We start from the raw sequence: 26,922 nt of genomic DNA on the forward strand, positions 1-26,922 counted from the left end.
GGCCTCGTCGGTCGGGCAAAGCCCTCCCTCCTCGCAGCAATTTCGCCCCCGTGCGGTGCTCGGTGACCGCGCTGCGCGCGTTCACCTGCGCTCCTCCGATGGGCCTCGTCGGTCGGGCAAAGCCCTCCCTCCTCGCTGTCGCCCTTGGGCTCGACGGGTGCACTGCGCGCGCTGCGCGTGCAGTGGACTCCGCCGGTTGGGCGAAGCCTCCGATGGACCGCGGACCGGCGTCAAGCACCGGGACCTTGCGTCCTCGGCCGGGAGTGGAGCGGAGAGGGTGGGATTTGAACCCACGGTGCCCTTTTGGGGCACACACGATTTCGAGTCGTGCGCCTTCAACCGGACTCGGCCACCTCTCCCCCGGACCGCGCACGTCTAACCTTCGTCGGCTGCAGCCGCAACCGGCGCGGCCGACGTGGCGCGCCGAGCGGACCTCGGACGACGTGCGGCGAAGAAGTCGCGCAGCAGCTTCGCCGAGCGCTCGGCGAGGACGCCGCCGGTGACCGCGACGCGGTGGTTGAACGCGGCGACGTCGCTGAGATCGACGACCGAGCCGGCCGCCCCGCCCTTCGGATCGGCCGCGCCGTACACGATCCGCTCGACGCGCGCGTGCAGCGCGGCACCGAGACACATCGCGCACGGCTCGACCGTCGCGTAGAGCACGGCTCCCGGCAGACGGTACGCGCCGACCGCACGCGCGGCGGCGCGCAGGGCGAGGACCTCGGCGTGCGCCGTCGGGTCGCACAGCGTGATCGGCGCGTTGTGGGCGCGCGCGAGCTCGCGCCCCTCGAGCACCACCACGGCGCCGACCGGCACCTCGTCCGCGTCCGAGGCACGTCGCGCCTCGTCGAGGGCGATCTCCATCCACGCTTCGTCGTCGGCGGCGGCCATGGCGGGATCCTCGACGAGGCATGCCTCCGCCGCAAGTGACCTCCGACGGCGATTCCACCACGTCCGTGACAACGGGCATCTGGCGCGCAAACCCGCACGGTGCTAGCGAAAAACGACAACGCGTACCGGGACGGTACGCCTGAAGGAGGCCCATCCGAGGGGCACTGACGAGCGCGCGTGCGCGCCGTCGCGGACCCCAAACGGGGGCGGAGATCGAAGATGCCGAGCCTGCCCGAGCCCAAGACGCCCGAGAGACATCCTCTCGCCGGGACCACCATGACCGGCGCGGACATGATCGTCCAGGTACTCGCGGACGAGGGCGTAAACACGGTATTCGGCTACAGCGGCGGAGCGATCCTCCCGACCTACGACGCGATCTTCCGGCACAACGCGAGCCGGCCGAAGGACGAGGAGATCCGCCTCATCGTCCCCGCCACCGAGCAGGGTGCGGGCTTCATGGCGGCGGGCTACGCGCGCGCGAGCGGCAAGGTCGGCGTGTTCATCGTCACCTCGGGTCCCGGCGCGACCAACTCGGTGACGCCGATCCGCGACTGCCACGCCGACTCGGTGCCGGTCGTTCTGATCTGCGGTCAGGTGCCGCGCGCCGCGATGGGCACCGACGCGTTCCAGGAAGCGCCGGTGTTCAACATCATGTCGGCCTGCGCGAAGCACGTCTTCCTGGTCACCGACGAGACCAAGATCGAGGCGACGGTGCGCACGGCGTTCGAGCTCGCGCGCAGCGGCCGCCCCGGTCCGGTCGTCATCGACGTCCCGCGTGACGTGCAGCTCAGCCAGGGCACGTTCCGCGGCTCCGGCCTGCTCCACCTGCGCGGCTACGACGAGCGGCAGCGCCTGCTGCGTCGCGCGACGCTCCCCGAGAGCCTGGCGAAGGACTTCTACAGGCTGCTCGGCGAGAGCGAGCGCCCGCTGATCTATGCGGGCGGCGGCGTCATCAACGCCGAGGCCGCCGCCGAGCTGCGCGCCTTCGCGCAGCGCTTCCGCATCCCGGTCGTGACGACGCTGCTCGGCATCGGCGCGATCGACACCAAGGACGAGCTGTCGCTGCACATGCTCGGCATGCACGGCACGGCCTACGCGAACTACGCGGTCGAGGACTGCGACTTCCTGTTCGCCGTCGGCGCGCGCTTCGACGACCGCGTCGCCGGCAAGGTCAAGGAGTTCGCGCCGAACGCGAAGATCGCGCACCTCGACATCGACGCGTCCGAGATCGGCAAGGTGAAGGGCGTCGACTGGGCGTACGTCTGCGATGCGAAGCGCGGGCTCGCGCAGCTGACGCGCGCGGGCAAGAACTTCCGCAAGGACTTCTCGCGCTGGTTCGCCTACGTCGACGGGCTGCGCAAGGCGCATCCGCTGAACTACAACCGCGAGTCGCCGCAGATTCAGTCCGAAGAGGTGCTCTCGCTCCTCAACGAGATCACCGGCGGCGAGGCGATCGTCGCGACCGGCGTCGGCCAGCACCAGATGTGGGCGGCGCAGTACCTCGACTTCCGCCACCCGCGGCACTTCCTGACCTCGGGCAGCATGGGCACGATGGGCTTCGGCCTGCCGGCCGCGATCGGCGCCCAGCTCGCGAACCCGGGCAAGCTGGTGATCGACGTCGACGGCGACGGCTCGATCCGCATGAACCTCGGCGAGCTCGAGACCCTCACCACCTACGACATCCCGGTGAAGGTCCTGCTGCTGAACAACTACGGCGACGGCATGGTCCGCCAGTGGCAGGACCTGTTCTACGCCAACCGCTACTCGGGCTCCGACAAGACGCTGCACAAGAAGGACTTCGTGCGCGCTGCGGAGGCGGACGGCTTCGGCTTCGCCCGTCGCGTGACCAAGCGCGAGGATCTGCGCAAGGCGCTCGAGGAGTTCGTCTCCTTCGACGGCCCCGCGTTCCTCGAGGTCATCACCGACCAGACGGCGCACGTCTACCCGATGATCGGTCCGGGCATGGGCTACAAGGACATGATCACCGGCAAGTACATCACGCCGCGCACGAAGAAGGACGTCGTCGTCGATCCGAACGCCGGCTTCTGACGGACGCAAACGCCGGGCTCTGACCCCGGCTTGACGCCAGCCACGAATCGCGCGGGCCACGCGGCACGAAATTTCTACCGCGTGGCCAACGTGGTAGCCTGCCACGCATGGACATCGCTCCGCAGCGTGACGTGGACCCACCCGAGACCGACGCGTGGCTCAAGTCCTTCGCGCAGGTCATTCGTGGCGAGGGCGAGGACCGCGCGCGGCTGCTGCTCTCGCGGATGATCGAGTACGGCCAGCGGCACGGCATCATCACGCCGTTCACCGCCAACACGCCGTACGTCAACACGATCCCGCTCGACGAGCAGCCGGTCTACCCCGGCGACCGCGACCTCGAGCGGCGCATCAAGAACCAGATCCGCTGGAACGCGATGGCGATGGTCGTCCGCGCCAACCGGCACTCGGGCGGCATCGGCGGACACATCTCGACCTACGCGTCGCTCTCGACGCTGCTCGAGGTCGGCTTCAACCACTTCTTCCGCGCCCACACCGAGGACGGGCCGGGCGACTTCGTCTACCTGCAGGGTCACTCGGCGCCCGGCGTCTACGCGCGCGCGTTTCTCGAGGGACGCATCTCGCTGCGCCAGCTCGACAACTTCCGCCGTGAGCTCGCCCCCGGCGGCGGACTCAGCTCCTACCCGCACCCCTGGCTGATGCCGGACTTCTGGGAGTTCCCGACCGTCTCGATGGGGCTCTCGGCGATCTGCTCGATCTACCAGGCGCGCTTCAACCGCTACCTGCACGCGCGCGGCCTCGCCGACACCTCGCGCAGCCGCGTGTGGGCGTTCCTCGGCGACGGCGAGATGGACGAGCCCGAGAGCATGGGCGCGATCACCCTCGCCTCCCGCGAGCGGCTCGACAACCTGATCTGGGTCGTCAACTGCAACCTGCAGCGCCTCGACGGTCCGGTGCGCGGCAACGGCAAGATCATCCAGGAGCTCGAGGCCGCGTTCCGCGGCGCCGGCTGGAACGTCATCAAGGTCATCTGGGGCGACGACTGGGATCCGCTGCTCGAGCGCGACGAGACCGGCCTGCTCGTGCGCCGCATGGGCGAGGTGCCCGACGGTCAATACCAGAAGTACAGCGTCTCGTCGGGCGACTACATCCGCAAGGACTTCTTCGGGAAGTACCCCGAGCTGCTGAAGCTCGTCGAGAACGTCACCGACGCGAAGCTGCAGCGCATGCGCCGCGGCGGCCACGACCCGGAGAAGGTCTACGCCGCCTACGCCCGGGCCGTGGAGTACAACGGCGCGCCCACCGTGGTCCTCGCCAAGACCATCAAGGGCTACGGCCTCGGCGCCGCCGGCGAAGGCCGCAACTTCAGCCATCAAGCAAAGAAGCTCAAGGGCACCGAGCTGCGCGACTTCCGCGACCGCCTCGGCATCCCGATCAGCGACCGGGACCTCGAGGAGGTGCCCTTCTACCGCCCGGCCGACGACACCGAGGAGATCCGCTACCTGCAGGAGCGTCGCGCGGCGCTCGGCGGCCCGGTGCCGAGGCGCATCGTGCGCGCGCACCCGCTGCCGAAGGTGCCGCGCGAGATCTTCGACGAGTTCCGCACCGAGGCGAGCGGTCGCGACGTCGCGACCACGCAGGTCACGGTCGCGATGCTGCGCCGGTTGATGAGCGATCCGACGATCGGCCGGCTCGTCGTGCCGATCGTGCCGGACGAGGCGCGCACGTTCGGCATGGACGCGCTGTTCCGCAAGTTCGGCATCTACTCGTCGCAGGGACAGATCTACGAGCCGGTCGACTCCGACGTCGTCGCCTTCTACCGCGAAGCCCAGGACGGGCAGCTCCTCGAGGAGGGCATCACCGAGGCGGGCTCGATGGCGTCGTTCGTCGCGGCGGCGACCGCCTACGCCGCGCACGGCGTCAACACCATCCCGTTCTTCTTCTTCTACTCGATGTTCGGCTTCCAGCGGATCGGCGACCTGATCTGGCTGAACGCCGACGCCCGCGGAAGGGGCTTCCTGATCGGCGCGACGGCCGGCCGCACGACGCTCGCCGGCGAAGGCCTGCAGCACCAGGACGGCCACAGCCACGTGCTCGCGAGCTCGGTGCCGACGGTCCGGGCCTACGACCCGGCCTACGCCTACGAGATCGCGGTCATCGTCGAGGACGGCATCCGACGGATGTACGTCGACGGCGAGGACATCTTCTACTACTTGACGGTCTACAACGAGGCGTACGAGCAGCTGCCGATGCCGGAAGGCGTCGAGGAAGGCATCCTGCGGGGCCTCTACAAGCTGCGACCGGCGAGCGTCGACGCGCCGCTGCGCGTGCACCTCTTCGGCAGCGGCTCGATCCTACCCGAGGCGCTGCGCGCGCAGGAGCTGCTCGCCGCGCGCGGCGTCGCCGCCGACGTCTGGAGCGTCACCAGCTACAACGAGCTGCGCCGCGACGCGCTCGCGGTCGAGCGCTGGAACATGCTGCACCCGCTCGAGACGCCGCGCGTCCCCTACGTTCGTCAGGTGCTCGAAGCCGAGCCGTGGCCGGTCATCGCGGTGAGCGACTACGTCAAGACGCTGCCGCTGACCCTCACGCCGTACGTGCCGGACGGTCTGCACGCGCTCGGCACCGACGGCTTCGGCCGCAGCGACGCGCGCGAGGATCTGCGGCGCTTCTTCGAGGTCGACGCGGAGTCGATCTGCGTCGCCGCCCTGCACGAGCTCGCGCGGCGCGAGGAGATCGAGCCGCAGCGCGTGCAGGACGCGATCGTCGAGTTCGGCATCGACCCGGAGAAGCCCGACCCCGCCGTGTCGTGAGCGGCGGCGAGAGAGGAGCGCGATGCTGAAGCTGGTCTTCTGCCTGACGCGGCTGCCGCACCTCACCCGCGAGGAGTTCCAGCGCTACTGGCGCGAGACGCACGCGCCGCTCGTCCGGCGTCACGCCGAGACGCTGCGCATCCAGCGCTACGTGCAGCTGCACTCCCTGCCGGCGTCCGACCCGCTGAACGAGGCGCTGCGCGCGTCGCGCGGCGGCCCCGAGGGCTACGACGGCATCGCCGAGCTGTGGTGGCGCAGCGCCGAGGACCTCGCCGCCGCGACGGCCACCGAAGAAGGTCGCGCCGCCTCGCTCGAGCTGCTCGAGGACGAGAAGCGCTTCATCGACCTCGCGCGCTCGCCGCTCTGGCTCGCGCACGAGAACGAGGTCATCCGGCAGCGCTGAGGGATCCGACGGCGCCGCGCGCGGGGACGGCGCTCACCAGCCGTCCCAGTGCGTCACCTTGCTCACCGGCAGGCGCTTCGCGGGCTTGAAGTCCGTGCCCTTGAAGTACGCGACCGGCAGCAGCGCGACCTGCGTGACGTGGTCCGGGATGCCGAGGAGCTGCGCCGCTTCCTTCTCGTGCAGCAGGTGGATCGTGGTCCACGCGCTGCCGATGCCGCGGCTGCGCAGCGCGAGCATCAGCGACCACACCGCCGGCAGGATCGAGCCGTAGGTCGAGGCCTGGGCGAACACGCCCATGTTCTCCACGCGTCCGCCGATGCACGGGATGATCATCACCGGCGCTTCGTGGAAGTGATCCGTCAAGTACTGCGCGGAATCGACGATGCGCGGCAGCTGCTGCGTGCGCGGATCGTCCTCCGCCATCGGCGGGCGCTCGAGCTTGAGGTAGAACTCCCAGCCCTTGCGGTAGAGGTCCGCGAGCGCCTGCCGCTTCGCCGCGTCGGTCACCACGACGAAGTGCCAGTCCTGCATGTTGCCGCCGGTCGGCGCCTGCAGCGCGATCTCGATGCAGCGCTCGATCACCGAGCGCTCGACCGGGCGCGAGAAGTCGAGGCGCTTGCGCACCGAGCGCGTGGTGGTCAGCAGACGATCGGTCGAGGCCAGATCCACGATACGATCCTCGTCAGGAGATGCCCGCGTAGCTCATCACGAGGTGCGCGAGCGTCGGCTCGGAGCCGGGGTTCTCGTAGCTGTGCGCCACGTCGGCGCGGAAGAACAGCGTGTCGCCCGCCTTCAAGCGCGCCTCGGAGTCGCCCGAGCGCACGACGAGCTCGCCGCGGATGACCGTGAGGTGCTCGAAGGTGTCGCGCGCGTGCGCCTCCGCCGCCTCGAAGCAGCCTGGCTCGAGCGTGAGCTCGTAGACCTCGGGCGCACGCGGATCGCCCTCGAGGAACAGCACGCGCGAGCGGAAGCGATTGTCCGCCGACGCGATCACGCGGCCGCGGTCGTGACGCTGCACGCGGAAGTCGGGATCGCCGACGTTCGAGAACATCGTGTTCGCGAGCAGCTTGCCGAACGGGACCTCGAGCGCGGTCGCGAGGTGCCAGACGGCGCGCAGGCTCGGCACCGCCTGCCCCGCTTCGAGCGCCTGCAGCAGGTCGGTCCGGATGCCGCTGCGCGCGGCCATCGTCTCGAGGTCGATGCCGCGCTCGCTGCGCAGCGCCGCGACGTTGGCACCGACCGCGCGACCCATCTCGCGTCCTTCGGGGCTGTCCGGGCCGCTCAGCGAGTCCTCACGCTCGGCGCGGACCTCGTCGAGGACGGCGTCGTCGAGAGACGCCCCGGACAGCGGCACGACCTTCGACGACATGCAGGTCAAAGAAGCAATTCTTCACGGCCCTTGCAACGCGGAGCGCCTCGCGACCCGTCCGACGCGCCAGAGCGCGAGCGCCGGCACGAGCGCGATCAGCATCGCGACGGTGTAGACGCGCCACACCTCGGTGTAGCCACCGAGGGCGTCGAACATCGCCGCCGAGAAGTGGTTCCCGGCGATCGTGCCGGCCATGCAGAACACCATGGCGACGCCCATCAAGCGGCCGATCTGCACCGCGCCGAAGAGCTCGTTCAGCACCAGCGCGAGCAGCGCGACCGCGCTCGCGTTCATCACACCATAGACGACGGCCCAGCCGTAGTAGGTCGTGGTCCCGACCGGCAGCCACAGCACCACCGACGTCGCGGCGAGCCCGGCGACGGTCAGGACGAGCGCCGTGCGCGCCGACCAGCGCTCGGTGAACCAGCCGCACGCGACCGAGCCGAAGGCGCCGACCATCGTGCTCAGACCGTAGATCCAGGCCGCGACCTCCGGGCTGCGCCCGAGGTCGCGCTGGAAGGCCGGGAAGTGGATGCCGACCGAGGTGATGAAGGCGTAGACCAGCACGTAGGTCACGATCAGCAGCCAGAGCGCCGGCGTCGACCACGGCAGGTCGCGCAGCCGCGCGCCGTCCGACGCGGGTCGTCGCGCGCCCGCCGCCCGCTCGGCAGGCCGGTCGGAGCCGCCCTGCCCGGCCCGCGCGCTGCGCGTCTGGCCGCCGCCCTCGTCGGCGCGCAGCACGAGGTAGATCAGCGCGCCGAGCGTCAAGTATCCGGCGCCGAGCGCGCTCAGCGCGCCGCGCCAGCCGACCTCGACGAGCAGCGCCGCCGTGGTGACGTGCACGCCGCTCGTGATCAGGTTGTCGCCGCCGTTGAGCACGCCGATCGCGACGCCGCGTCGGCGCTGGAACATGCGCAGCACGAGCGCCGAGCCGGCAACGGATCCGATGCACGCCTGCCCGGGTCCGATCAGCAGGCTGATCAGGTAGAGCTCGCCGAGCGACTGCACGGACGCGAACGCCAGCGTGCCGAGGCCCATCGCGAGCGCGCCCAGGGCCAGCACGACGCGCGCGCCGAAGCGGTCGACGAGCTGTCCCGCGAAGGGTGCGACCGCCATCAGCAGAACCATCCGGAAGTTCATCGCGGTCGCGTACTGCGTGCGCGTCCAGCCGAGGTCGTCGGTGATCGGCTTCAAGAGCGGCGACATGCCGAGCGACAGCGCCGAGTGCGCGCTGACGGCGAGCACGCCGACGGCGAGTGCGAGCCACGCGCGCCACGACTCGCCGAGGAAGCCGGGCGACGGTGGCGTGGACGCAACGGTGCTCTGCGGCTTCGCGGACAAGGCCGTCCCGTCTACGTCCGCGACCGTTCGCACGCAAACGGCACCACGCAGATGCGGGTTTGCACTGCGCGTGGCCGTTTGGTGATTTCACCCGGGAGCGGGCACATGCGGGAGATCGTCAGCGGCGTGTCCACGTGGTCACGGCTCTCGGAGCCGCACGGCTACGATTTCAACGGCTACCTGGTCCACGACGCGAGCGGCAACCTCTGCATCGACCCGGTCGCCCTCGAGCCGGACGACGCCGCCGAGATTACGCGCCGCGGCGTACGGCACATCCTGCTCACCAACCGCAACCACGTCCGCGCCGCGAACGACGTGCGCCGCGCGACCGGCGCGCGCACCGCAATCCATCCCGACGACGCCGCGTACGCGCGCAGCCAGGGCGCGGAGATCGACGACGAGCTGCACGCCGGCATGCGCTTCGGGCCGCTCGTGGTCGTCGCTGTACCCGGCAAGTCGCCCGGCGAGGTCGCGCTGCACTGGCCGGAGCGGCGCATCCTGTTCGTCGGCGACGCGGTGATCGGCAACCCGCCGGGGCACTGCTCGCTGCTGCGCGACAAGGTGATGGACGACCCGCAGCGGCTGCGGCGCAGCGTCGAGACGCTGCTCGCACTCGATTTCGACACCCTGCTCGTCGGCGACGGCACCCCGATTCTCACGGGCGCGCACGAGCGTCTCGCAGAGCTCGTCGCGACCTTCCCGCCCCGCTGACGCAACGCATCGCTGGAGGAGCCATGGCGATCGATTTCACTCTGTCCCCCGAGCTCGAGCAGCTCCGGCTGCGCGTGCGCGACTTCATCGAGCGCGTCGTCAAGCCGGGCGAAGCGAAGATCGGCAACCGCGACGACATCGAGCGCGCGGAGTACATCAAGATCCTGCTCGGCATGCGCGAGGAGGCGAAGGCCGCCGGCCTCTGGCTGCCGCACATGCCCAAGGAATGGGGCGGCATGGGGCTCGGCCACGTGCAGCTCGCGATGGTGCAGGCCGAAGCCGCGAAGAGCTCGTACGGCCCCTGGGTGCTGAACTGTCAGGCGCCCGACGAGGGCAACATGCACACGCTGCTGCATTGGGGCACGGACGAGCAGAAGGAGAAGTACCTGCGCCCGCTCTGCGAGGGCCGGGTGATGAGCTGCTTCGCGATGACCGAGCCCGAGGTCGCGGGCTCCGACCCGACGCTCATCCAGACCCGCGCCGTGCGCGAGGGCGACTACTGGGTGATCAACGGGCACAAGTGGTTCATCTCGAACGCGCGCCGCGCGAGCTTCGCGATCCTGATCGCGCGCACCGAGGAAAACCCCGATCCGCCGCAGGCGGGCAACACCGCCTTCATCGTCGACATCCCGTCGGAGGGCTGGACGCGCGTGCGCGAGGTCGAGACCATGCACGGCGCGACCGGGCACTCCGAGATCCTCATCGAGAACCTGCGCGTCCCGGCGAAGAACATCCTCGGCGGACGCGGCCAGGGGCATCGCCTCGGCCAGTACCGCCTGGGTCCTGCGCGGCTCGCGCACTGCATGCGCTGGATCGCGCAGGCGGAGATGGCGCTCGACATGATGGTCGACCGCTCGCTGAACCGCTTCGCGCACGGCTCGCTGCTCGCCGACAAGCAAGGAATTCAGTGGATGATCGCCGACTCCACCATGGAGCTCTACCAGGCGAAGCTCATGGTGCTGCACGCGGCGTACAAGATCGATCGCGGCGAGGACTTCGTCTCCGAGGTGTCGATGGCGAAGCACTTCGTCGCCAACGCGCTGAACCGCATCATCGACCGCGCGATCCAGGTGCACGGCGCGCTCGGCTACTCGACCGACACCCCGCTCGCCCACATGTACCAGCACGCGCGCTGGGCACGCTTCGCGGACGGCGCCGACGAGGTGCACCAGATGCGCATCGCGCAGCGAACCATCGCCGCCTACAAGAAGGACAAGAGCACGCGCGCGGCGACCGGCAATCTGCCGATCTGACCACCGGAGAGGACGACGTGAGCACCACCATCGAGCCGTACCCCCTCGAGGAGATCAATCTGTCGACGCCCGAGTTCTGGGCGGCGCCGTGGGAGCGGCGTGAGGCCGCGTTCGCGACGCTGCGCCGCGAGCGTCCGATCGCCTTCTTCGAGGAGCCCGAGATCCCGTTCGTGCCGAAGGGTCGCGGCTACTGGGCGATCACCAAGCACCACGACATCCTCGAGATCAGCCGACGTCCCGAGGTCTTCTGCTCGGGTCAGGGCGCGACGTCGATCCCCGACATGCCGCCCGAGATGAACGAGTTCTTCGGCTCGATGATCAACCTCGACGACCCGCGCCACCAGCGCCTGCGCGGCATCGTGTCGCGGCGCTTCACGCCGCGCATGGTGCAGGCGGTGATGGACGACGTCGAGCGCGTGACGCAGCAGGTGCTCGACCGCGTCATCGACAAGGGCGAGGCCGAGTTCGTCAGCGAGATCGCCGCGCCGATGCCGCTCATCATCATCTGCAACATGATGGGCATTCCGGAGAGCCAGCATCAGCTGGTCTTCGAGAAGTCGAACATCATCCTCTCGGGCGGCGACCCGGAGTACGTCCCCCCCGGCTCGAACCCGATCCAGGTCTTCATGGAGGCGGGCGCGGCGCTCGCGGAGCTGCTGCGCGATCTCGCGCAGCACCGCGTCAAGCACCCGGGCGAGGACCTGACCTCGGCGCTGGTCAACACCTCGATCGACGGCGAGCGCCTCTCCGACGACGAGATCGCGTCCTTCTTCATCCTGCTCGCGGTCGCGGGCAACGAGACCACGCGCACCGCGATCAGCCACGGCTTCGTCGCGCTCGAGCGCAATCCCGACCAGGCGCGCATCTGGCGCGAGAACTTCGACGCCGTGGCGCCGACGGCGGTCGAGGAGATCGTGCGCTGGGCGTCGCCGGTGATCTTCATGCGTCGCACGGTGACGCAGCCGGTCGAGCTCTCCGGGCAGAAGCTCGACACCGGCGACAAGGTGATCCTGTACTACGCGTCGGCGAACCGGGACGAGGACGTGTTCGAGGATCCCTTCCGCTTCGACGTGCGCCGCAACCCGAACCCGCACGTCGGCTTCGGCGGGCCCGGTCCGCACTTCTGCCTCGGCGCGCACCTCGCGCGCCGCGAGATCACGATCATGTTCCGCGAGCTGTTCCGCCGCCTGCCGGACATCCACAGCACCGGCGCTCCGGAGCAGCTCCTGTCCGCGTTCATCAACGGCATCAAGCGCCTGCCGGTCGCGTTCACGCCGGGCGGCGCACGCGCAGCATAGAGGTACCCCGCTCCATGTCCGCACCATCCATCGCCGAAGTTCATGCGATGCTGACCGCGCCGGGCGCTCCGTTCGAGATGGAGGAGCGCACGATCCGCGGCATTCCCACCCGCGTCTGGAAGAACGCTCCGCCCTCGCTGCCCGCGATCCTCGCGGGGACGAAGGCGCACGGCGACAAGACGCTGTTCGTCTACGAGGACGAGCGCTGGACGTACGACCGCCACTTCCGCACGGTCGCGCACGTCGCGCACCTGCTGCGCTCGCGCTTCGGGATCGAGAAGGGCGACCGCGTCGCGATCGCGATGCGCAACTTCCCGGAGTGGAGCGTCGCCTTCTGGGCCGCGTCGGCGGCGGGCGCGATCGTCGTGCCGCTCAACGCCTGGTGGACCGGCCCCGAGCTCGCCTACGGGCTCCGCGACTCGGGCTCCAAGGTGCTGTTCGCCGACGCCGAGCGCCTCGACCGCCTCGAGAGCGAGCTACCGTCGCTCCCGGGGCTGCAGGTCGTCGTGGTGCGCGACGAGCGCGCGACGCCGCCCGGCGGCGCGCTGCACTTCGCGGACGTGATCGGTGAGGTGCCGGCGAACGTCGAGCTCCCCGAGGTCGCGATCGACCCCGACGACGACGCGACCATCTTCTACACGTCGGGCACGACCGGCTTTCCGAAGGGCGTGCTCGGCACCCACCGCAACATCTGCGGCAACCTGCTGAGCCTCGCCTTCGTCGTGACCCGCGGCGCGCTGCGCAGCGGCACGCCGCAGCAGCCGTCGGAGCCGGGCGCGCAGAGTGTGCACCTCGTCTCGGTGCCGTTCTTCCACGCGACCGGCTGCCACTCGATCCTGGTCGCCAACCTCGCCGCAGGGAACCGCCTCGTGCTGATGCACAAGTGGGACGCGGGCCGCGCGCTCGAGCTCATCGAGCGCGAGCGGGTGACCAACTTCGGCGGCGTGCCGGCGATGGTCTGGCAGGTGATCGAGCACCCGGACTTCGGCAAGCGCGACCTCTCGAGCCTGCGCGGCATCGGCTACGGCGGCGCGCCGGCGGCGCCCGAGCTCGTGCGCAAGATCGACGAGCTCTTCCCCGGCCGCACGCCGAGCAACGGCTACGGCCTCACCGAGACCTCGTCGGTGACGACGATGAACGTCGGCGTCGACTACCTGCGCCACCCCGACAGCGTCGGCGTGCCGATCCCGGTGTGCGACGTGAAGGTCGTCGACCCGGAGGGACGCGAGCTGCCGATCGGCGAGGTCGGCGAGCTGTGGATCAAGGGTCCGAACGTCGTGCGCGGCTACTTCAACAAGCCCGAGGAGACCGCGGCGTCGTTCAGCGACGGCTGGCTGCACACCGGCGACCTCGCGCGCCTCGACGAGGAGGGCTTCGTCTACCTCGTCGATCGCGCGAAGGACCTGCTGATCCGCGGCGGCGAGAACATCTCGTCGTACGAGGTCGAGTCCGCGCTCTACGAGCACCCCGCGGTCACCGACGCCGCGGTGATCGGCATCCCGCACGACGTCCTCGGCGAGGAGGTCGGCGCGGTGGTGCACACGGCGCCGGGCGCGGTCGTCACCGAGGAGGAGCTCAAGCAGCACGTCGCGCAGCGGCTCGCGGCGTTCAAGGTTCCCGTCAAGATCTGGTTCTACCCGGATCCGCTACCGCGCAATCCGGCGGGCAAGATCCTGAAGCGCGAGCTGAAGCAGCAGCTGCTGCAGTCCTAGAGCGAGCGACGAGCGCCCGGCGTTCAGTGCGCCGGGCGCTCGTGCGCACCGCGCGTCAGCCGCCGCTCCCCACCGACGGCAGCGGCATGAAGACCACCGAGCCGTCGGGCATGATCGTCAGGTCGATGCCGACCACGCGGCACTCGGTGATGCCGAGCGTGCTCGTCTGGTAGACGCAGATCGAGCGCTCCTCCGGCAGTCCCGAGTTCGCCAGCAGCGACGGCGACGAGAAGTCGATCCCGGCGCTCTCGGCGTCGAGCTTCGAGCCCTTCGGCAACGGCACGGACTCCGTCCCGTTCTCGAGCCGCTCGTAGATCACCACCGAGCCCTCGATCATCGCCGCGTAGAGGATCCGCGCGACGAGGCCGGTCGCGATGTTCCGCCTGTAGACCTCGGCGACGCCCTGCTGACCGACGCGCAGCCCGCCGCGCAGCGCGTAGGAGAACATCTGGCGCCACGTCGACGATAGCGCGCGCGGCGCGTACTCGAGCAGCTCCGACCAGAACGCCTCCTCGGCGGCGAGCTCCGCCACCGCGGCGCGCACCGCCGCACGCGCCAGGATCAGCTCGACGCCCGCGCCGATCGTCACCACCGTGAGAATCGCCGCGCCCGCCGTGAACGCGATCTCGAGCGGGTCGCCGTGGCCGCCCGCGCCGAGCTGGATGCTGGTCTCCTTGCCGGCGCCGACCAGAGACTGGCGCAGGCTCCAGCGATCGTCGGGCGGATCGACGAGCACGAAGTGCTGGTGGCTCAGCACCTGCTGCGACTCGTCCGTCAGCACGAGGTCGAAGCCGCGCCGCGAGGTCGCGAGCTTGCAGCCGTCGAAGAGCGACGCGGAGGTCTCGCCGACGAAGAGCGCTCGCGCGGCCTTCTCGCCGACGACCGCCGGTGCGAGGCTCGCGTGCGCGTCGCGCATCGGCTGCGTCGGAACCGCGGCGAAGTCCGTGACGCCGGTCGCCGCCTTGAACGACTCGAGGAAGCCGCGATAGCCGGCGCTCGACACCGCGTCGTTCCGATAGTGCTCGAAGTACTCGGCGATGCGGCTGTCCGTTGGTGCGTCGTCGTACCAGCACTCGCTGTCGCCCGGCGAGAAGCTGACGGTCGCGGTGTACGGCGAGAGGTTGGTGAACTGGACGACCGTGTCGATGCCGGCAAACGCCGGCGTCGCGAACGTGAAGGTCGCCACCACGAGCATGCTGGTCGCGGCGAGCCGCCGCGGAACTCTTCCGACGGTGATCATCGGCGCACCTCCGCGACGAACGCGACGCCGCTCGGATGGAGGAAGAGATCGCCCGCAGCGCCCGCCGCGCAGTCGGTGACGCGACCGTCGTCGTGCACCGTGCAGGTCGCGACGGTGTGCGTGTGGGCGTTGCTCACGTAGAGCACCGAGCCGTTGACCGCGACGTCGAGCGGCCACGCGAGCGCTTCCGGATGCGCCGACTTGACGCACCCGTCGAGGCTCCCCTGCGCGCCGATGCGGCACACCGTGATCGAGTCGTCGACGACGTTCGTCACGAAGAGCCGGCCGTCGGCGATCGTGAGCCCGGTCGGCCGGGCGAGCGTGCCGCCGGCGTCCGACGTCGTGCAGCCGCCGAGCGCGCCGGCGCTCGCGACGCAGACCTCGATCGTGCTCGCCGCCTGGTTGGCGACGAAGACGAGGCCGTCCTGCGCGGCGAGCCCGAGCGGGTTCGCGAACGTACCCGCGGGCAGCGCGCGACGACAGTTCCGCGGCGTGCCGCCAGCCGCGAGATCGCACGCGACGACCGCGCCGTCGCCGCCCGAAGCGTAGAGCACGGCGTCTGCGACGATCACGCCCATCGGCGCGACCAGCGCGCCGCCCTGCTCCGCCGTCTCGCAGTCCGTGATCCCGCCGCGGTCGTCGACGGTGCAGACGAGCACGCCGTGGTCGGCGAGGTCGGTGAGATAGGCGCGGCCCGACACCACCTCGATGCTGCCGGGAGCGTCGAGGCTCTCGACCTGCACGAGCCGGCAGGTGTCGATCGAGCCGTCGCCGAGGACGTTGCAGGTCACGACGGAATCGTCGCCGTTGCTGACGACCAGGTGTCCCTTGCCAGCGCTCGCGGCGACCGAGGTGGAGCTTGCGCCGCCCCCGCCGCAGCCGCCGACCGCGAGAGCCGCGGCGGCTGCGCACAGCGACGCCCAGCGCGCGACCCGTCGCCGCACCCAATGCTTCGCGAGAGGAGCCATTGAGCCAGGTTTTCGACCGTCGCCATGCTCGACTTGAGACGCGGGCCGCGCGCGCGGCTTGCGGCCTCGTCGGCGAGCGCCCGCCGTGCGCATTCGTCCGGCAACGCGCACGGCCGACGTCCACAGACGTCAGAGAGCGCGGGCGCCGCTCAGTGGAAGAAGTGCCCGGCGTTGACGTCGAGCGCCTGCCCGGTCACCGCGCGCGACAGATCGGAAGCGAAGAACAGCACGGCGCCCGAGATCTCCTCCGAATCCGGGATCTTGTGCAGCGCCGTCTGGCTCGCGACGCTCTCGTAGATCGCTTCCGGCGTCGTCCCCTGCTGCTGCGCGAGCAGCTTGAAGTAGCCCTGCAAGGCCGGTCCCCAGATGTAGCCCGGCACCACCGAGTTGACGCGGATCTTGTAGCGCCCGAGCTCCTTCGCGAGCACCTGCGCCGCGGTCATCAGCGCGCCCTTCGACGCCGCGTAGCCGCCGTGGGTCGGCTCGATGATGCGCATCGACATCGAGTTGATGAACACGATCGAGCCGCCGCCCTGCTCCTTCATCGCCGGCACCACGGCCTGCGTGAGCTGCAGCGAGCCGAACACGTTGACGTCGAACACCTGCCGCCAGCCGGCGAGGTCCTCGTCCTCGAAGCGCTTGAAGCTCGGCCCCTTGAAGGCGTTGTTGACCAGCACGTCGATGCGGCCGAACTCGTCGAGCGCCGCCTTGGCGAGACGCGCGCAGTCCTCGGGCTTGGCGATGTCGGTCGGGACGCACAGCGCACGGCGTCCGAGCGCGCGCACCTCGGCGGCGACCGCCTCGAGCCGCTCCGGGCTGCGCGCCGCGAGCACGAGGTCCGCGCCCTCGCGCGCGAAGGTGAGCGAGATGTCGCGCCCCATCCCGGGGCCGATGCCGGAGACGATGGCGATGCGGTTCTCGAGCAGCATGCTGTGACCCCCCTCCTCGTCTCGCCGCGTGCGCTACGCGTCGAGCAGCGGCCCGACCTCGGCGCCGAAGCGCTCGATCTGCTCGATCAGCTCGTCGCACGAGCGGGAGCGGAAGCGGACGCCGAGGTGATGGACGCCGATGTCCTTGAGGCCGCGCAGGTGCGCCGCGATCTCCTCCGCGGAGCCGGTGCGCGCGTTCGGCCCGACGTCGAACCTGGGCTCGCCGAGGTAGAGCCACTCGCTCATCGTGCCGATCTCGATCGGCGCGTCGCCGAGCTTCTTCCGCCGGTGCTCGCGGATGGTCGCGATCGCCTGCGGCAGCTCGGCGCGCGGCGTGCCCTGCGGCAGCCAGCCGTCGCCGCGCTCGCCCGCACGCCGCAGCGCCGCGGGCGTCGAGCCGCCGACCCAGATCGGCGGGCGCGGCTTCTGCACGGGACGCGGGGCGAGGCCGAGGTCCGCGAAGCGCCAGGTCTTCCCCGCGTGCGACGGGAACTCGTCGAGGAACGCTTGCTTGACGGCGTCGATCGCCTCGTCGAGCAGCTTGCCGCGGCGCCCGAAGTCGACGCCGAGCGCCGCGAACTCGCCCTCGAGATGCCCGGCGCCGACGCCGAGGATGACGCGTCCGCCGGAGAGCGCGTCGAGCGTCGCGAACGCCTTCGCGGTCTGCAGCGGGTGACGGTACGGCAGCACGTAGACGTGCGACAGTAGACGCACGCGGGTCGTCGCCGCGGCGAGAAAGCCGAGCGTCGCGACCGTGTCGTACCAGGTGGTGCGCATCGCGGCGGCGCGCTCGCGCGGCACGCAGACGTGGTCGCACACCGCGACGTAGAAGAAGCCGCTGCGATCGCAGGCCTGGGCGATGCGTCGCAGCTCGTCGGCGCCCGCGGACTCCTCCCAGGGTGCTGCGAAGATCGTGCTCTGCGCCTGGATCGGGAGCTGCATCCCGTAGACCAGGCGGCCCGGCGGGACGATCTGCACGACGTCGGCGGGCTGCGGCATCGCTCGGTGGTACTCGCACGACGCGCGGGGTGTCAACGCGCGCGCCGTTCGACGCGCGCGCTCCGACGTCGCGCGCGTCGAGACGCGCGAGAGTCGCGCACGCGCGACGCGTCTCGCTGCTGGACTCCCGCCCCACGCTCCGCCAAAAGGGCCGCGATGGACTTCGCGCTCACCGCCAGCGAGCTGCGCTTTCGCGACGAGCTGCGCGCCTGGCTCGAGAACAACCCACCGCCCGAGCCGGCGATCCTCGACCGTCCCGGCTGCTCGAGCGAGCACCCCGGCGCCGAGGCGATGCTGGCCTGGGCGCGCATGCTCGCGAGCGGCCGCTGGCTCGGCCTCGCGTGGCCGAAGGAGTACGGCGGACGCGGCCTCGGCCTCGTCGAGCAGATGATCTTCTACGACGAGACCGCGCCGCTCGAGCCGCCGCAGCTCGGCCAGATGGTGAGCCTCGGCGTCGTCGGTCCGACGCTGCTGCGCTACGGCTCGGAGGCGCAGAAGCGCCGCTTCCTGCCGCGCATCCTCTCCGTCGAGGACGTCTGGTGCCTCGGCTTCTCGGAGCCGGGCTCGGGCTCCGACCTCGCGTCGCTGCGCACGCTCGCGATCGAGGACGGCGACCGCTTCATCCTCTCGGGCTCGAAGATCTGGACCAGCCACGCGCCGATGGCGCAGTGGTGCCTGGTGCTCGCGCGCACCGATCCGCAGTCGCGCCGCCACCACGGTCTCGGCGTCTTCCTGCTCGACATGTCGCTGCCCGGCGTCGAGATCCGTCCGATCCACAACCTGGTCGGCGAGCCGCACTTCGCGCAGGTGTTCTTGAACGAGGTCCCGGTGCCGCGCGACTGCCTGGTCGGCGCGCCTGGCGACGGCTGGACGATCGTCAACGGCGCGCTCGCCGCGGAGCGCGATCTCTGGGTCTTCGAGATGTCGGGCGAGCTGCGCACCGCGCTGCGCCGCGCGCTGCGCTACGCCCGGCAGGTGACGGACGGCGAGCGGCCCGGACACGTCACGCCGGCGCACCGTCAAGCACTCGCGCAGTGCTGGATCGAGCTCGAGATCCTGCGGCTCTCGGGTCTGCGCAGCGTCACCGCCACGCTGCGCGGCAACGGCAACCCGCTCGACGCCTCGCGCCACAAGGTCTTCGGCAGCGAGCTCGCGCAGCGCATCGCGGGTCTCGCGCTCGAGCTGCAGGGTCCGTTCGGCCAGCTCGCCGGCCACGAGCGCTACTCGCCCGACCGCGGCATCGCCGCCCACTGGTACGCGACGCGACGCTCGTCGACGCTGATCTCCGGCACCTCGGAGGTGCAGCGCAACATCCTCGCGCAGCGCGTGCTCGGCCTGCCGCGCACGTGAACGCGGAGCCGTGAGAACGGAGCAATGATGCTGTTCCTCGATCACCTCGCCCGCAACCGCCGCGAGCGCGGCGACCATCCCTACCTCGTGCACGAGGGACGCAGCGTCACCTTCGAGGAGTTCGACCGCCTGACGAACCGCGCGGCGCACGCGCTGCGCGCGCTCGGCGTCGAGAAGGGCGACCGCGTGACGCTCGCGCTCGGCAACTCGATCGAGTGGCTGGTCGCGGCGTTCGGCGCGCTGAAGGCGGGCGGCATCCTGAATCCGGTGAACCCGCAGCTCGGCACGCGCGAGCTGTCGTACGTGATCGGGCACGCCGAGCCGCGTGTGCTGCTGACCGCGGCGGGCGCGACCGGCAACGTGACCTCCCCCGAGACCAAGCTCCCCGCGACGACGCGCCTCGCCTCCTTCGGAGAGGTGGCTGGTGCGGAGCGCTTCGACACCCTGCTCGACGCGAGCAGCGACGACGAGGTTCCGGTGCGCCTCGAGTCCGGCGACGGCTCGACGCTGCTCTACACCTCGGGCACCACCGGCAATCCGAAAGGCGTGCTCTTCACGCACGACCGCACCGGCGGCTCGAGCGAGTTCTTCGTCTCCGGCATGCGGCTCGGCGCGGACGACGTCATCCTGGCGGTCGGTCCGCTGTTCCACGGCAATGCTTGGTCGGGCGCGGCGACCGCGCAGCAGGCGGGCTGCACGTTCGCGTTTCCGCGCGCGTTCTCCGCGTCCGAGTTCTGGCCGCTCGCGCACGCGACCGGCGCGACCGCGTTCTTCACCCTCGGCACCATCCTCGCGATCCTGCTCGCGCAGGAGCCGAGCGAGCTCGAGCGCACGAGCAAGATCCGCGTCGTCCTCGGTCTCGGCAGCGCGCCGATCCGCGACCGCGTGAAGGAGCGCTTCCGCATCCCGCACGTGATCGAGTGCTTCGGCTCGACCGACGCCGGCGTCGTGACGCTCGAGCCGCTCGACGCGGCGCCGCGGCCGGGCTCCGCCGGCCCGCCGGTTCCCGGCGTCAAGCTGCACATCCTCGACGACGACGGCCGCGAGCTCGGCCCGCGCCAGACCGGCGAGATCGCGGTCGAGTCGCCCTACCGCATGGCCTGCTACTTCCGCGACGAGGAGCAGACGCGGCGCGCGCTGCGCGGCGACTGGTTCTTGAGCGGCGACCTCGGCTACCTCGACGAGGACGGCTGGCTGTACTTCGTCGACCGCAAGCGCGACGTCATCCGTCGCGGCGGCGAGAACATCTCCTCGGTGCTGGTCGAGAAGGTGCTGCGCGAGCACCCGCAGGTCGCGGAGGTCGCGGTGGTCGGCGTCCACCATCCGGTGCTCGGCCAGGAGGTGAAGGCGTTCATCGTGCCGCGCGGCGAGGTGAGCACGGACGACCTGCGCGCCTTCGCCGCGGCGCGCCTCGCGAAGTTCCAGGTGCCGACGCAGTGGGAGTTCCGCGACTCGCTGCCGAAGACCCCGACCCAGCGGGTCGAGAAGTACAAGCTGCGCGGCGAGGCGCCGGGCGGCGGGCGTCTGCTGGGTTGACGGGGGCGTTCGTCGCGCTCGCATCGGCAGTCGCTACAGCACCTGGTCGAGGCAACTTTAGCGGCGGCCCGACAGAGCCGATGCACCGCCACGTGACCCGAGCCCGCACGAGCTGCTGTTTTGGTGCACAGCGCGGATGTGCTAGCGGCTCGCGAAGCTTTACGAGGTACGCGGGATGGGGAGCGGACGGGGGAAATACGCGCAGCGATCGACGAGCACGCTCTGGGTGCTGCTGACGCTGCTTGCGGTCGGCGCCGCCGGCTGCCAGAACGCCACGCCCCCCGCGACGCCGACGCCCGAGGTGCTGGTCGCACCCGTCGTGCAACGCGACGTACCGCTCTACCGGGAATGGGTCGGGACCATCGTCGGCTATGTCAATGCTGAAATTCGCCCGAAGGTCCAGGGCTACCTGCTGAGCCAGCACTACCAGAACGGCTCGGTCGTCAAGGAGGGACAGCTCCTCTTCCAGATCGACCCACGGCAGTTCCAGGCCGCGCTCGACCAGGCGAAGGGCGCGCTGCTCAGCGCGCAGGCGATCCTCAAGAAGACCGAGCTCGACGTCGCGCGCTACAAGCCGCTCGCCGCCCAGGGCGCCGTCAGCCAGCAAGAGCTCGACGACGCGATTCAGCAGAACGAGGCGAACAAGGCCGCCGTCTTCCAGGCGCAAGCGAACCTCGAGCAGGCCAGGCTCAACCTCGAGTGGACCCGGGTGACCTCGCCGATCGACGGCATCGCGGGCATCAACCAGGCCCAGATCGGCGACCTCGTCGGTCCGAACGACGTGCTCACCGTCGTGTCCACGGTCGACCCGATCAAGGTGCAGTTCCCGATCAGCGAGCAGGAGTACCTGTCGGTCGCGCAGCGGATCAACCGAACCTCGGAGAGCGGACACCCGAATCCCGACGCGCCGACGATCCAGCTGATCCTCGCCGACGGCAGCACGTACGCGCACGAGGGCCGGTTCTACGCCGTCAATCGCCAGGTCGACGAGCGTACCGGCACGCTGCTCGTGCAAGCGCTCTTCCCGAATCCGGACAACATCCTGCGTCCTGGCGGCTACGCGAAGGCCCGCGCCGCGACGGACGTCGAGAAGAACGCGCTCGTCATCCCGCAGCGCGCGGTGGTGGACGTCCAGGGCACCTTCAAGGTCTACGTCGTCAAGGACAACAAGGTGGAGGTGCGCGACGTCGTCCCCGGTCCGCGCACCGGCAGCGACTGGGTCATCACCAAGGGACTCGAGGCCGGCGAGCAGGTGGTCGTCGAGGGCGTGCAGAAGATCCGCGACGGCATCACCGTCGTCGCGAAGGCCGCTCCCCCGCAGGACGCGCCGGGAATCTACCCGACGCCGACGCCGGCCTCCGACGCCGCGCAGGCCCGCTCCGCGAGCTGAACGATGGCGGCCTTCTTCGTCCGCCGCCCGATCGTCGCCATGGTGATCTCGATCATCATGGTGATCGTCGGCGCGGTCGCCATGGTGCAGCTGCCGGTCGCGCAGTTCCCGGACATCGCTCCGCCCGAGGTGCAGCTGTCGGCGACGTACACCGGCGCCGACGCGCTGACCATGGAGAGCGCGGTCGCAGCACCGATCGAGCAGCAGATGAGCGGCGTCGACGGCTCGATCTACATGTACTCGATCAACGCCAACAACGGCACCACCACGCTGCGCGTCGACTTCGAGGTCGGGACCGACATCAACACCGACCAGATCCTCGCGCAGATGCGCTACGGGCAGGCGCAGTCGCAGCTCCCGATGCAGGTGCAGCAGTACGGCGTCACGATCAAGCAGTCGACGACCGCGCCGCTCGCGCTGTTCTCGCTGTACTCTCCGAACGGAACGTACGACGCGCTGTTCCTGTCGAACTACGCGTACATCAACATCAACGACCCGATGACGCGCGTCGAGGGCGTCGGCCAGGTGCAGATCTTCGGCGCCGGCCAGTACGCGATGCGGCTCTGGGTCAAGCCCGACACGCTCGCCAAGCTCGGCATCACCGTCACCGAGATCATCAACGCGATCCAGCAGCAGAACACGGTGAACCCGGCGGGCTCGGTGGGCGCGGAGCCCGTGCCGCCGGGACAGGAGTTCACCTACTCGGTGCGCGCACAGGGCCGCCTCGAGACGCCGCACGACTTCGAGAACGTGATCGTGCGCGCGAACGAGGACGGCTCGATGATCCGCGTGCGCGACGTCGCGCGCGTCGAGCTCGGCGCGCAGAGCTACAACACCAAGGGCCGCCTCAACGGCAAGCCCGCCGCGATCGTCGCGATCTACCAGCTCGCCGGCTCGAACGCGATCGACACCATGCGGCGCGCGACCGCGCTGATGGAGGAGCTCAAGCAGCGCTTCCCGGCGGACCTCGACTACGTCGTCTCGCTCGACACGACGCTCGCCGTCACCGAGGGCATCGAGGAGATCGTCCACACGCTGTTCGAGGCGCTGGTCCTCGTCATCCTCGTGGTGTTCGTCTTCCTGCAGGGCTTCCGGGCGACGCTGATCCCGCTGCTCGCGGTGCCGGTGTCGCTGGTCGGCACGTTCGCGATCTTCCCGCTGCTCGGCTTCTCGATCAACACGCTGTCGCTCTTCGGGCTCGTGCTCGCGATCGGTCTCGTGGTCGACGACGCGATCGTCGTCGTCGAGGCCGTCGAGCACAACATCGAGCAGGGGCTCTCGCCGCGCGAGGCGACGCTCAAGGCGATGCGCGAGGTGTCGGCGCCGGTCGTCGCGATCGCGCTGATCCTGGTCGCGGTGTTCGTCCCGACGGCGTTCATCCCGGGCATCACCGGCCGCCTCTACCAGCAGTTCGCGGTGACGATCGCGGTGTCGGTCGTGTTCTCCGCCTTCAACGCGCTGACGCTGAGCCCGGCGCTGTCGGCGCTGCTGCTGCGGCCGAAGCGCGAGACGCGCGGCCCGCTCGGCGTCTTCTTCCGCTGGTTCAACCGCGTCTTCACGCGCGTCACCGACGGCTACGTCGCGTGGTGCCACCACCTCATCAGGCACCCGTCGCTCGGCCTCGGGCTGCTCGCGGTGCTCACGGTGATCGCGCTCTACCTCGGCTCGCGCATCCCGACGGGCTTCGTGCCCGAAGAGGACCAGGGCTACTTCTACCTCAACGTCCAGCTCCCCGAGGCCGCGTCGCTGCAGCGCACCGACGAGGTCACGCGGGAGATCGAGGCGATCCTCGCCGAGACGCCGGGCGTGCAGACCTACAACACGGTGGTCGGCTTCAGCCTGCTGAGCAGCACGCCGATCACGTACACCGGCTTCTTCTTCGTCACGCTCGAGCCGTGGGCGAAGCGCGACGAGCACGGGCTCACGGCGAACGTCATCATGCAGCGTCTGAACGCGCGCCTGCGCGAGCTGCCCGAAGCGATCGCCTTCGCGTTCCCGCCGCCGGCGATCCCCGGCGTCGGCACGTCGGGCGGGGTGACCTTCATGCTCGAGGACCGCTCCGGCGGCACGATCGAATTCCTCGCCGAGAACACCAAGAAGTTCATCGCCGCGGCGAGCAAGCGGCCGGAGTTCGCGATGGTGTCGACCACCTTCGTGCCGGCGGTGCCGCAGATCTTCGCCGACGTGAACCGCGAGAAGGCGCTCAAGCAGGGCGTGGCGCTGAGCGACGTCTACCAGACGTTGCAGGCCTACCTCGGCGGCGTCTTCGTCAATTACTTCAATCGCTTCGGACGCGTCTGGCAGGTGTACGTGCAGGCCGAGGGCGCCTACCGCACCAACACCCAGGACATGGGCCGGTTCTACGTCCGCAACAGCGCGGGCGAGATGGTGCCCCTCGACGCCATCGTCGAGACGAGAGACTACTACGGGCCCGAGTTCACCATCCGCTTCAACGAGCACCGCGCCGCGCAGATCAACGCCTCGCTGCGGCCGGGCGTCAGCTCGGCCCAGGGCATGAAGGCGCTCGAAGAGGTGTTCGCCGAGACCATGCCGCGCGAGATGGGCTACGAGTACATGGGCATGTCCTTCCAGGAGAAGGTCGCGGCCGAAGGCGTGTCGCCGACGGTGATCTTCGGCTTCTCCCTGCTGATGGTGTTCCTGATTCTGGCCGCGCAGTACGAGAGCTGGTCCCTGCCCTTCAGCGTGCTGCTCGGCATCCCGATCGCGGTGTTCGGCGCGTTCCTGGGCCTCTTCGTGCGCGAGATGGTGAACAACGTCTACGCGCAGATCGGCCTCGTCATGCTGATCGGCCTCACCGCGAAGAACGCGATCCTGATCGTCGAGTTCGCGAAGGCCGAGTACGAGAGCGGCAAGCCGCTGGTCGAGGCCGCGCTGACCGGCGCGCGGCTGCGCCTGCGTCCGATCCTGATGACCGCGTTCGCGTTCATCCTCGGCGTCGTGCCGCTGGTGCGCGCGCAGGGCGCCGGCGCGGTGTCGCGCCAGATCATGGGCACGGTGGTGATGAGCGGCATGCTCGCCGCTTCGGTGATCGCGATCTTCATCGTGCCGCTGTCGTTCTACGTCGTCGAGAAGCTCGCCGGCGGCGGTGGCGAGCACGCCGAGACCGCGCCGCCCGCCGAGCCGGCGCTCGCGACGAAGCGCTCGGGGGCGGCGGAGTGAGCGCGCGACGGCTTCGCCCCCGGCGCGCGAGCCGCCTGCGCGCGACGCTGGCCTGCGCCGCGCTCGCCCTGCTCGCCACGACGCTCGTCGGTTGTCCGGTGGGACCGAACTACGTGCGTCCCGACGCGCAGCCGCCGACCGAGTTCTACGGCCAGCTCACGCCGCCCGAGGCCGAGTCGCTCGCCGACCTGCCGTGGTGGGAGGTGTTCTCCGATCCCGTGCTGCAGCGGCTCGTCACCGAGGCGGTGCAGAACAACTACGACCTCCGCACGGCGATCGCGCGCGTCGAGCAAGCCGAGGCGCTGGTCGGCGTCGCGCGCGCGCCGCTCTTCCCGCAGATCGGCTACCAGGGTCAGGCGTCGCGCCAGCGGCAGCTCGTCATTCCCGGCGTGCCGAGCCGGACGTTCAACGCCTTCCTCGGCGCCTTCGACCTCGCGTGGGAGATCGACGTCTGGGGTCGCATCCGCCGCGCGACCGAGGCCGCGCAGGCCGAGCTGCTCGCGACCGAGGAGTTCCGGCGCGGCGTGCTCTTGACGCTGGTCGCGAGCGTCGCGCAGGCGTACTTCGAGCTGCTCGAGCTCGACCGCGAGCTCGAGATCGCGCGTCAGACGACCGAGTCGTTCCGCGAGACCCTCGAGCTCTTCACGCGACGCTACCAGGGCGGCGTCGGCTCGAAGCTGCAGACCGAGCGCGCCGCCGCGGCGCTCTACGAGACCGAGGCCAGCATCCCGACGCTCGAAGCGCAGATCGTCGCCAAGGAGAACCAGATCAACGTCCTGCTCGGGCGCAACCCGGGCCCGATCCCGCGCGGCGCCTCGCTCACCGAGCAGGTGACGCCGCCCACGACGCCACCGGGCCTGCCGGCCGACCTGCTCGAGCGGCGTCCGGACGTGCGTCAAGCCGAGGCCGTCATCCAGAGCGCCAATGCGCAGGTCGGCGTCGCGGTCGCGAACTTCTTCCCGCGCATCGGGCTCACGAGCCTCTACGGCGGGCAGAGCACCGAGCTCGAGGACGTGGTCAAGGGCTCGGCCAACATCTGGAACATCGTCGGCTCGATCTCGGGGCCGATCTTCACCGGCGGCCAGCTCCTCGAGCAGTACTACGCGCAGGTCGCGCAGTGGGAGCAGGCGAAGCTGCAGTGGGAGCAGACGCTGCTCACGGCGTTCGCCGAGGTGTCGAGCACGCTCGTCCTGCAGCAGAAGCTCGCGGAGATCCGCGAGGCGCAAGCGAAGGCCGTGCGCGCCTACGAGGAGTCCGTCCGCCTGTCGCTGCTGCGCTACAACCAGGGGCTCGCGAACTACTACGAGGTGCTCGAGGCGCAGCAGCTCCTGTTCCCGGCGCAGCTCGACCTCGCGCGCACGCAGCGTGACCAGCTCCTCGCGGTCGTCGACCTCTACCGCGCGCTCGGTGGCGGCTGGCAGCTGCCCGACGACGCGTGGATCGGCCCCGTGCAGGACGTGAGCGCCGCGCAGCCTTGATTTGCAGGCGGTTTGGTGAACGAAGAGACGCGACTGGACGTCGGCCGCGACTCG

At 70.3% G+C, this 26,922-nt stretch carries 20 protein-coding genes and 1 tRNA gene; 12 read left to right on the plus strand and 9 right to left on the minus strand.

Annotation, left to right across the window (positions count from 1 at the left end):
* Nucleotides 1-269: 269 nt before the first annotated feature.
* Both VIS07_00040 and tadA read right to left on the minus strand, forming a co-directional pair.
* A tRNA-Ser gene (locus tag VIS07_00040) sits at nt 270-359 on the minus strand.
* 16 nt (nt 360-375) lie between these two features.
* Nucleotides 376-891: a tRNA adenosine(34) deaminase TadA gene (gene tadA / locus VIS07_00045; GenBank protein HEY8513883.1), complete on the minus strand. Its 516-nt coding sequence runs from the start codon at nt 889-891 to the stop codon at nt 376-378.
* 219 nt (nt 892-1,110) lie between these two features.
* Here tadA and ilvB point away from each other — a divergent pair, with 219 nt between their 5' ends.
* The 3 genes from ilvB to VIS07_00060 all read left to right on the plus strand — a co-directional run bounded on the left by ilvB (nt 1,111) and on the right by VIS07_00060 (nt 6,114).
* A complete protein-coding gene (ilvB, locus tag VIS07_00050; protein HEY8513884.1) occupies nt 1,111-2,940 on the plus strand; it encodes a biosynthetic-type acetolactate synthase large subunit in 1,830 nt (609 codons plus the stop codon).
* Nucleotides 2,941-3,047: 107 nt separating this feature from the next.
* Nucleotides 3,048-5,711 (plus strand): pyruvate dehydrogenase (acetyl-transferring), homodimeric type, encoded by a 2,664-nt coding sequence (gene aceE, locus VIS07_00055; protein HEY8513885.1) that lies wholly within the window; start codon nt 3,048-3,050, stop codon nt 5,709-5,711.
* A 22-nt stretch (nt 5,712-5,733) separates the two neighbouring features.
* Nucleotides 5,734-6,114 (plus strand): EthD domain-containing protein, encoded by a 381-nt coding sequence (locus tag VIS07_00060; GenBank protein HEY8513886.1) that lies wholly within the window; start codon nt 5,734-5,736, stop codon nt 6,112-6,114.
* Between the two features lie 33 nt (nt 6,115-6,147).
* Here VIS07_00060 and VIS07_00065 read toward each other — a convergent pair whose 3' ends face one another.
* Genes VIS07_00065 through VIS07_00075 form a run of 3 tightly spaced genes read right to left on the minus strand, consistent with a single transcriptional unit; the run spans nt 6,148 to nt 8,824 of the window.
* Nucleotides 6,148-6,783, minus strand: a complete 636-nt coding sequence (locus VIS07_00065) for a nitroreductase family protein (protein HEY8513887.1) — start codon at nt 6,781-6,783, stop codon at nt 6,148-6,150.
* A gap of 13 nt (nt 6,784-6,796) precedes the next feature.
* The gene (locus VIS07_00070; GenBank protein HEY8513888.1) at nt 6,797-7,483 is read right to left on the minus strand and encodes a cupin domain-containing protein; all 687 of its coding nucleotides are present in this window, start codon (nt 7,481-7,483) and stop codon (nt 6,797-6,799) included.
* 21 nt (nt 7,484-7,504) lie between these two features.
* Nucleotides 7,505-8,824 carry an MFS transporter gene (locus VIS07_00075; GenBank protein ID HEY8513889.1) on the minus strand — a complete coding sequence of 440 codons (1,320 nt, stop codon included), beginning with the start codon at nt 8,822-8,824 and terminating at the stop codon, nt 7,505-7,507.
* 105 nt (nt 8,825-8,929) lie between these two features.
* Between VIS07_00075 and VIS07_00080 the strand changes: the two genes are divergently transcribed.
* The 4 genes from VIS07_00080 to VIS07_00095 are packed head-to-tail and all read left to right on the plus strand — an operon-like array spanning nt 8,930 to nt 13,798.
* Complete coding sequence (locus tag VIS07_00080) at nt 8,930-9,535, plus strand: MBL fold metallo-hydrolase (GenBank protein ID HEY8513890.1); 606 nt, start codon at nt 8,930-8,932, stop codon at nt 9,533-9,535.
* 23 nt (nt 9,536-9,558) lie between these two features.
* Complete coding sequence (locus VIS07_00085; protein HEY8513891.1) at nt 9,559-10,788, plus strand: acyl-CoA dehydrogenase family protein; 1,230 nt, start codon at nt 9,559-9,561, stop codon at nt 10,786-10,788.
* A 17-nt stretch (nt 10,789-10,805) separates the two neighbouring features.
* Nucleotides 10,806-12,086 (plus strand): cytochrome P450, encoded by a 1,281-nt coding sequence (locus VIS07_00090; protein ID HEY8513892.1) that lies wholly within the window; start codon nt 10,806-10,808, stop codon nt 12,084-12,086.
* A gap of 14 nt (nt 12,087-12,100) precedes the next feature.
* The gene (locus VIS07_00095; protein HEY8513893.1) at nt 12,101-13,798 is read left to right on the plus strand and encodes a class I adenylate-forming enzyme family protein; all 1,698 of its coding nucleotides are present in this window, start codon (nt 12,101-12,103) and stop codon (nt 13,796-13,798) included.
* 55 nt (nt 13,799-13,853) lie between these two features.
* Here VIS07_00095 and VIS07_00100 read toward each other — a convergent pair whose 3' ends face one another.
* From VIS07_00100 to VIS07_00115, 4 genes are all read right to left on the minus strand, one after another.
* Nucleotides 13,854-15,038, minus strand: coding sequence for a hypothetical protein (locus tag VIS07_00100; protein ID HEY8513894.1), 1,185 nt, complete (start codon nt 15,036-15,038; stop codon nt 13,854-13,856).
* Entirely contained in the window at nt 15,035-15,829 is a 795-nt protein-coding gene (locus VIS07_00105) for a hypothetical protein (protein HEY8513895.1), read from the minus strand. The genes VIS07_00100 and VIS07_00105 overlap by 4 nt, the downstream gene beginning before the upstream one ends.
* Before the next feature lie 326 nt (nt 15,830-16,155).
* The gene (locus tag VIS07_00110) at nt 16,156-16,935 is read right to left on the minus strand and encodes an SDR family oxidoreductase (protein ID HEY8513896.1); all 780 of its coding nucleotides are present in this window, start codon (nt 16,933-16,935) and stop codon (nt 16,156-16,158) included.
* 33 nt (nt 16,936-16,968) lie between these two features.
* On the minus strand, nt 16,969-17,934 hold the full coding sequence (locus VIS07_00115) for a TIGR03619 family F420-dependent LLM class oxidoreductase (protein HEY8513897.1): 966 nt from the start codon (nt 17,932-17,934) through the stop codon (nt 16,969-16,971).
* Between the two features lie 156 nt (nt 17,935-18,090).
* Between VIS07_00115 and VIS07_00120 the strand changes: the two genes are divergently transcribed.
* The 5 genes from VIS07_00120 (at nt 18,091) to VIS07_00140 (ending at nt 26,868) form a co-directional block, all read left to right on the plus strand.
* Nucleotides 18,091-19,284, plus strand: coding sequence for an acyl-CoA dehydrogenase family protein (locus VIS07_00120; GenBank protein HEY8513898.1), 1,194 nt, complete (start codon nt 18,091-18,093; stop codon nt 19,282-19,284).
* Between the two features lie 24 nt (nt 19,285-19,308).
* Entirely contained in the window at nt 19,309-20,820 is a 1,512-nt protein-coding gene (locus VIS07_00125; GenBank protein ID HEY8513899.1) for a class I adenylate-forming enzyme family protein, read from the plus strand.
* A 175-nt stretch (nt 20,821-20,995) separates the two neighbouring features.
* Entirely contained in the window at nt 20,996-22,210 is a 1,215-nt protein-coding gene (locus tag VIS07_00130; protein HEY8513900.1) for an efflux RND transporter periplasmic adaptor subunit, read from the plus strand.
* Between the two features lie 3 nt (nt 22,211-22,213).
* Nucleotides 22,214-25,390, plus strand: a complete 3,177-nt coding sequence (locus VIS07_00135) for a multidrug efflux RND transporter permease subunit (GenBank protein HEY8513901.1) — start codon at nt 22,214-22,216, stop codon at nt 25,388-25,390.
* Nucleotides 25,387-26,868, plus strand: coding sequence for an efflux transporter outer membrane subunit (locus VIS07_00140; GenBank protein HEY8513902.1), 1,482 nt, complete (start codon nt 25,387-25,389; stop codon nt 26,866-26,868). The genes VIS07_00135 and VIS07_00140 overlap by 4 nt, the downstream gene beginning before the upstream one ends.
* The last annotated feature ends 54 nt before the right edge of the window (nt 26,869-26,922 follow it).

The organism is Candidatus Binatia bacterium (assembly GCA_036563615.1).
Lineage (GTDB): Bacteria > Desulfobacterota > Binatia > UBA12015 > UBA12015 > DATCMB01.

Bases quoted from the DNA above. Each gene is read 5' to 3' on its own strand.
- VIS07_00080 (HEY8513890.1), top strand. From the start codon at position 8,930: ATGCGGGAGATCGTCAGCGGCGTGTCCACGTGGTCACGGCTCTCGGAG.
- VIS07_00060 (HEY8513886.1), top strand. From the start codon at position 5,734: ATGCTGAAGCTGGTCTTCTGCCTGACGCGGCTGCCGCACCTCACCCGC.
- VIS07_00125 (HEY8513899.1), top strand. From the start codon at position 19,309: ATGATGCTGTTCCTCGATCACCTCGCCCGCAACCGCCGCGAGCGCGGC.
- ilvB (HEY8513884.1), top strand. From the start codon at position 1,111: ATGCCGAGCCTGCCCGAGCCCAAGACGCCCGAGAGACATCCTCTCGCC.
- VIS07_00135 (HEY8513901.1), top strand. From the start codon at position 22,214: ATGGCGGCCTTCTTCGTCCGCCGCCCGATCGTCGCCATGGTGATCTCG.
- aceE (HEY8513885.1), top strand. From the start codon at position 3,048: ATGGACATCGCTCCGCAGCGTGACGTGGACCCACCCGAGACCGACGCG.
- tadA (HEY8513883.1), bottom strand. From the start codon at position 891: ATGGCCGCCGCCGACGACGAAGCGTGGATGGAGATCGCCCTCGACGAG.
- VIS07_00095 (HEY8513893.1), top strand. From the start codon at position 12,101: ATGTCCGCACCATCCATCGCCGAAGTTCATGCGATGCTGACCGCGCCG.
- VIS07_00070 (HEY8513888.1), bottom strand. From the start codon at position 7,483: ATGTCGTCGAAGGTCGTGCCGCTGTCCGGGGCGTCTCTCGACGACGCC.
- VIS07_00120 (HEY8513898.1), top strand. From the start codon at position 18,091: ATGGACTTCGCGCTCACCGCCAGCGAGCTGCGCTTTCGCGACGAGCTG.
- VIS07_00115 (HEY8513897.1), bottom strand. From the start codon at position 17,934: ATGCCGCAGCCCGCCGACGTCGTGCAGATCGTCCCGCCGGGCCGCCTG.
- VIS07_00085 (HEY8513891.1), top strand. From the start codon at position 9,559: ATGGCGATCGATTTCACTCTGTCCCCCGAGCTCGAGCAGCTCCGGCTG.
- VIS07_00110 (HEY8513896.1), bottom strand. From the start codon at position 16,935: ATGCTGCTCGAGAACCGCATCGCCATCGTCTCCGGCATCGGCCCCGGG.
- VIS07_00100 (HEY8513894.1), bottom strand. From the start codon at position 15,038: ATGATCACCGTCGGAAGAGTTCCGCGGCGGCTCGCCGCGACCAGCATG.
- VIS07_00130 (HEY8513900.1), top strand. From the start codon at position 20,996: ATGGGGAGCGGACGGGGGAAATACGCGCAGCGATCGACGAGCACGCTC.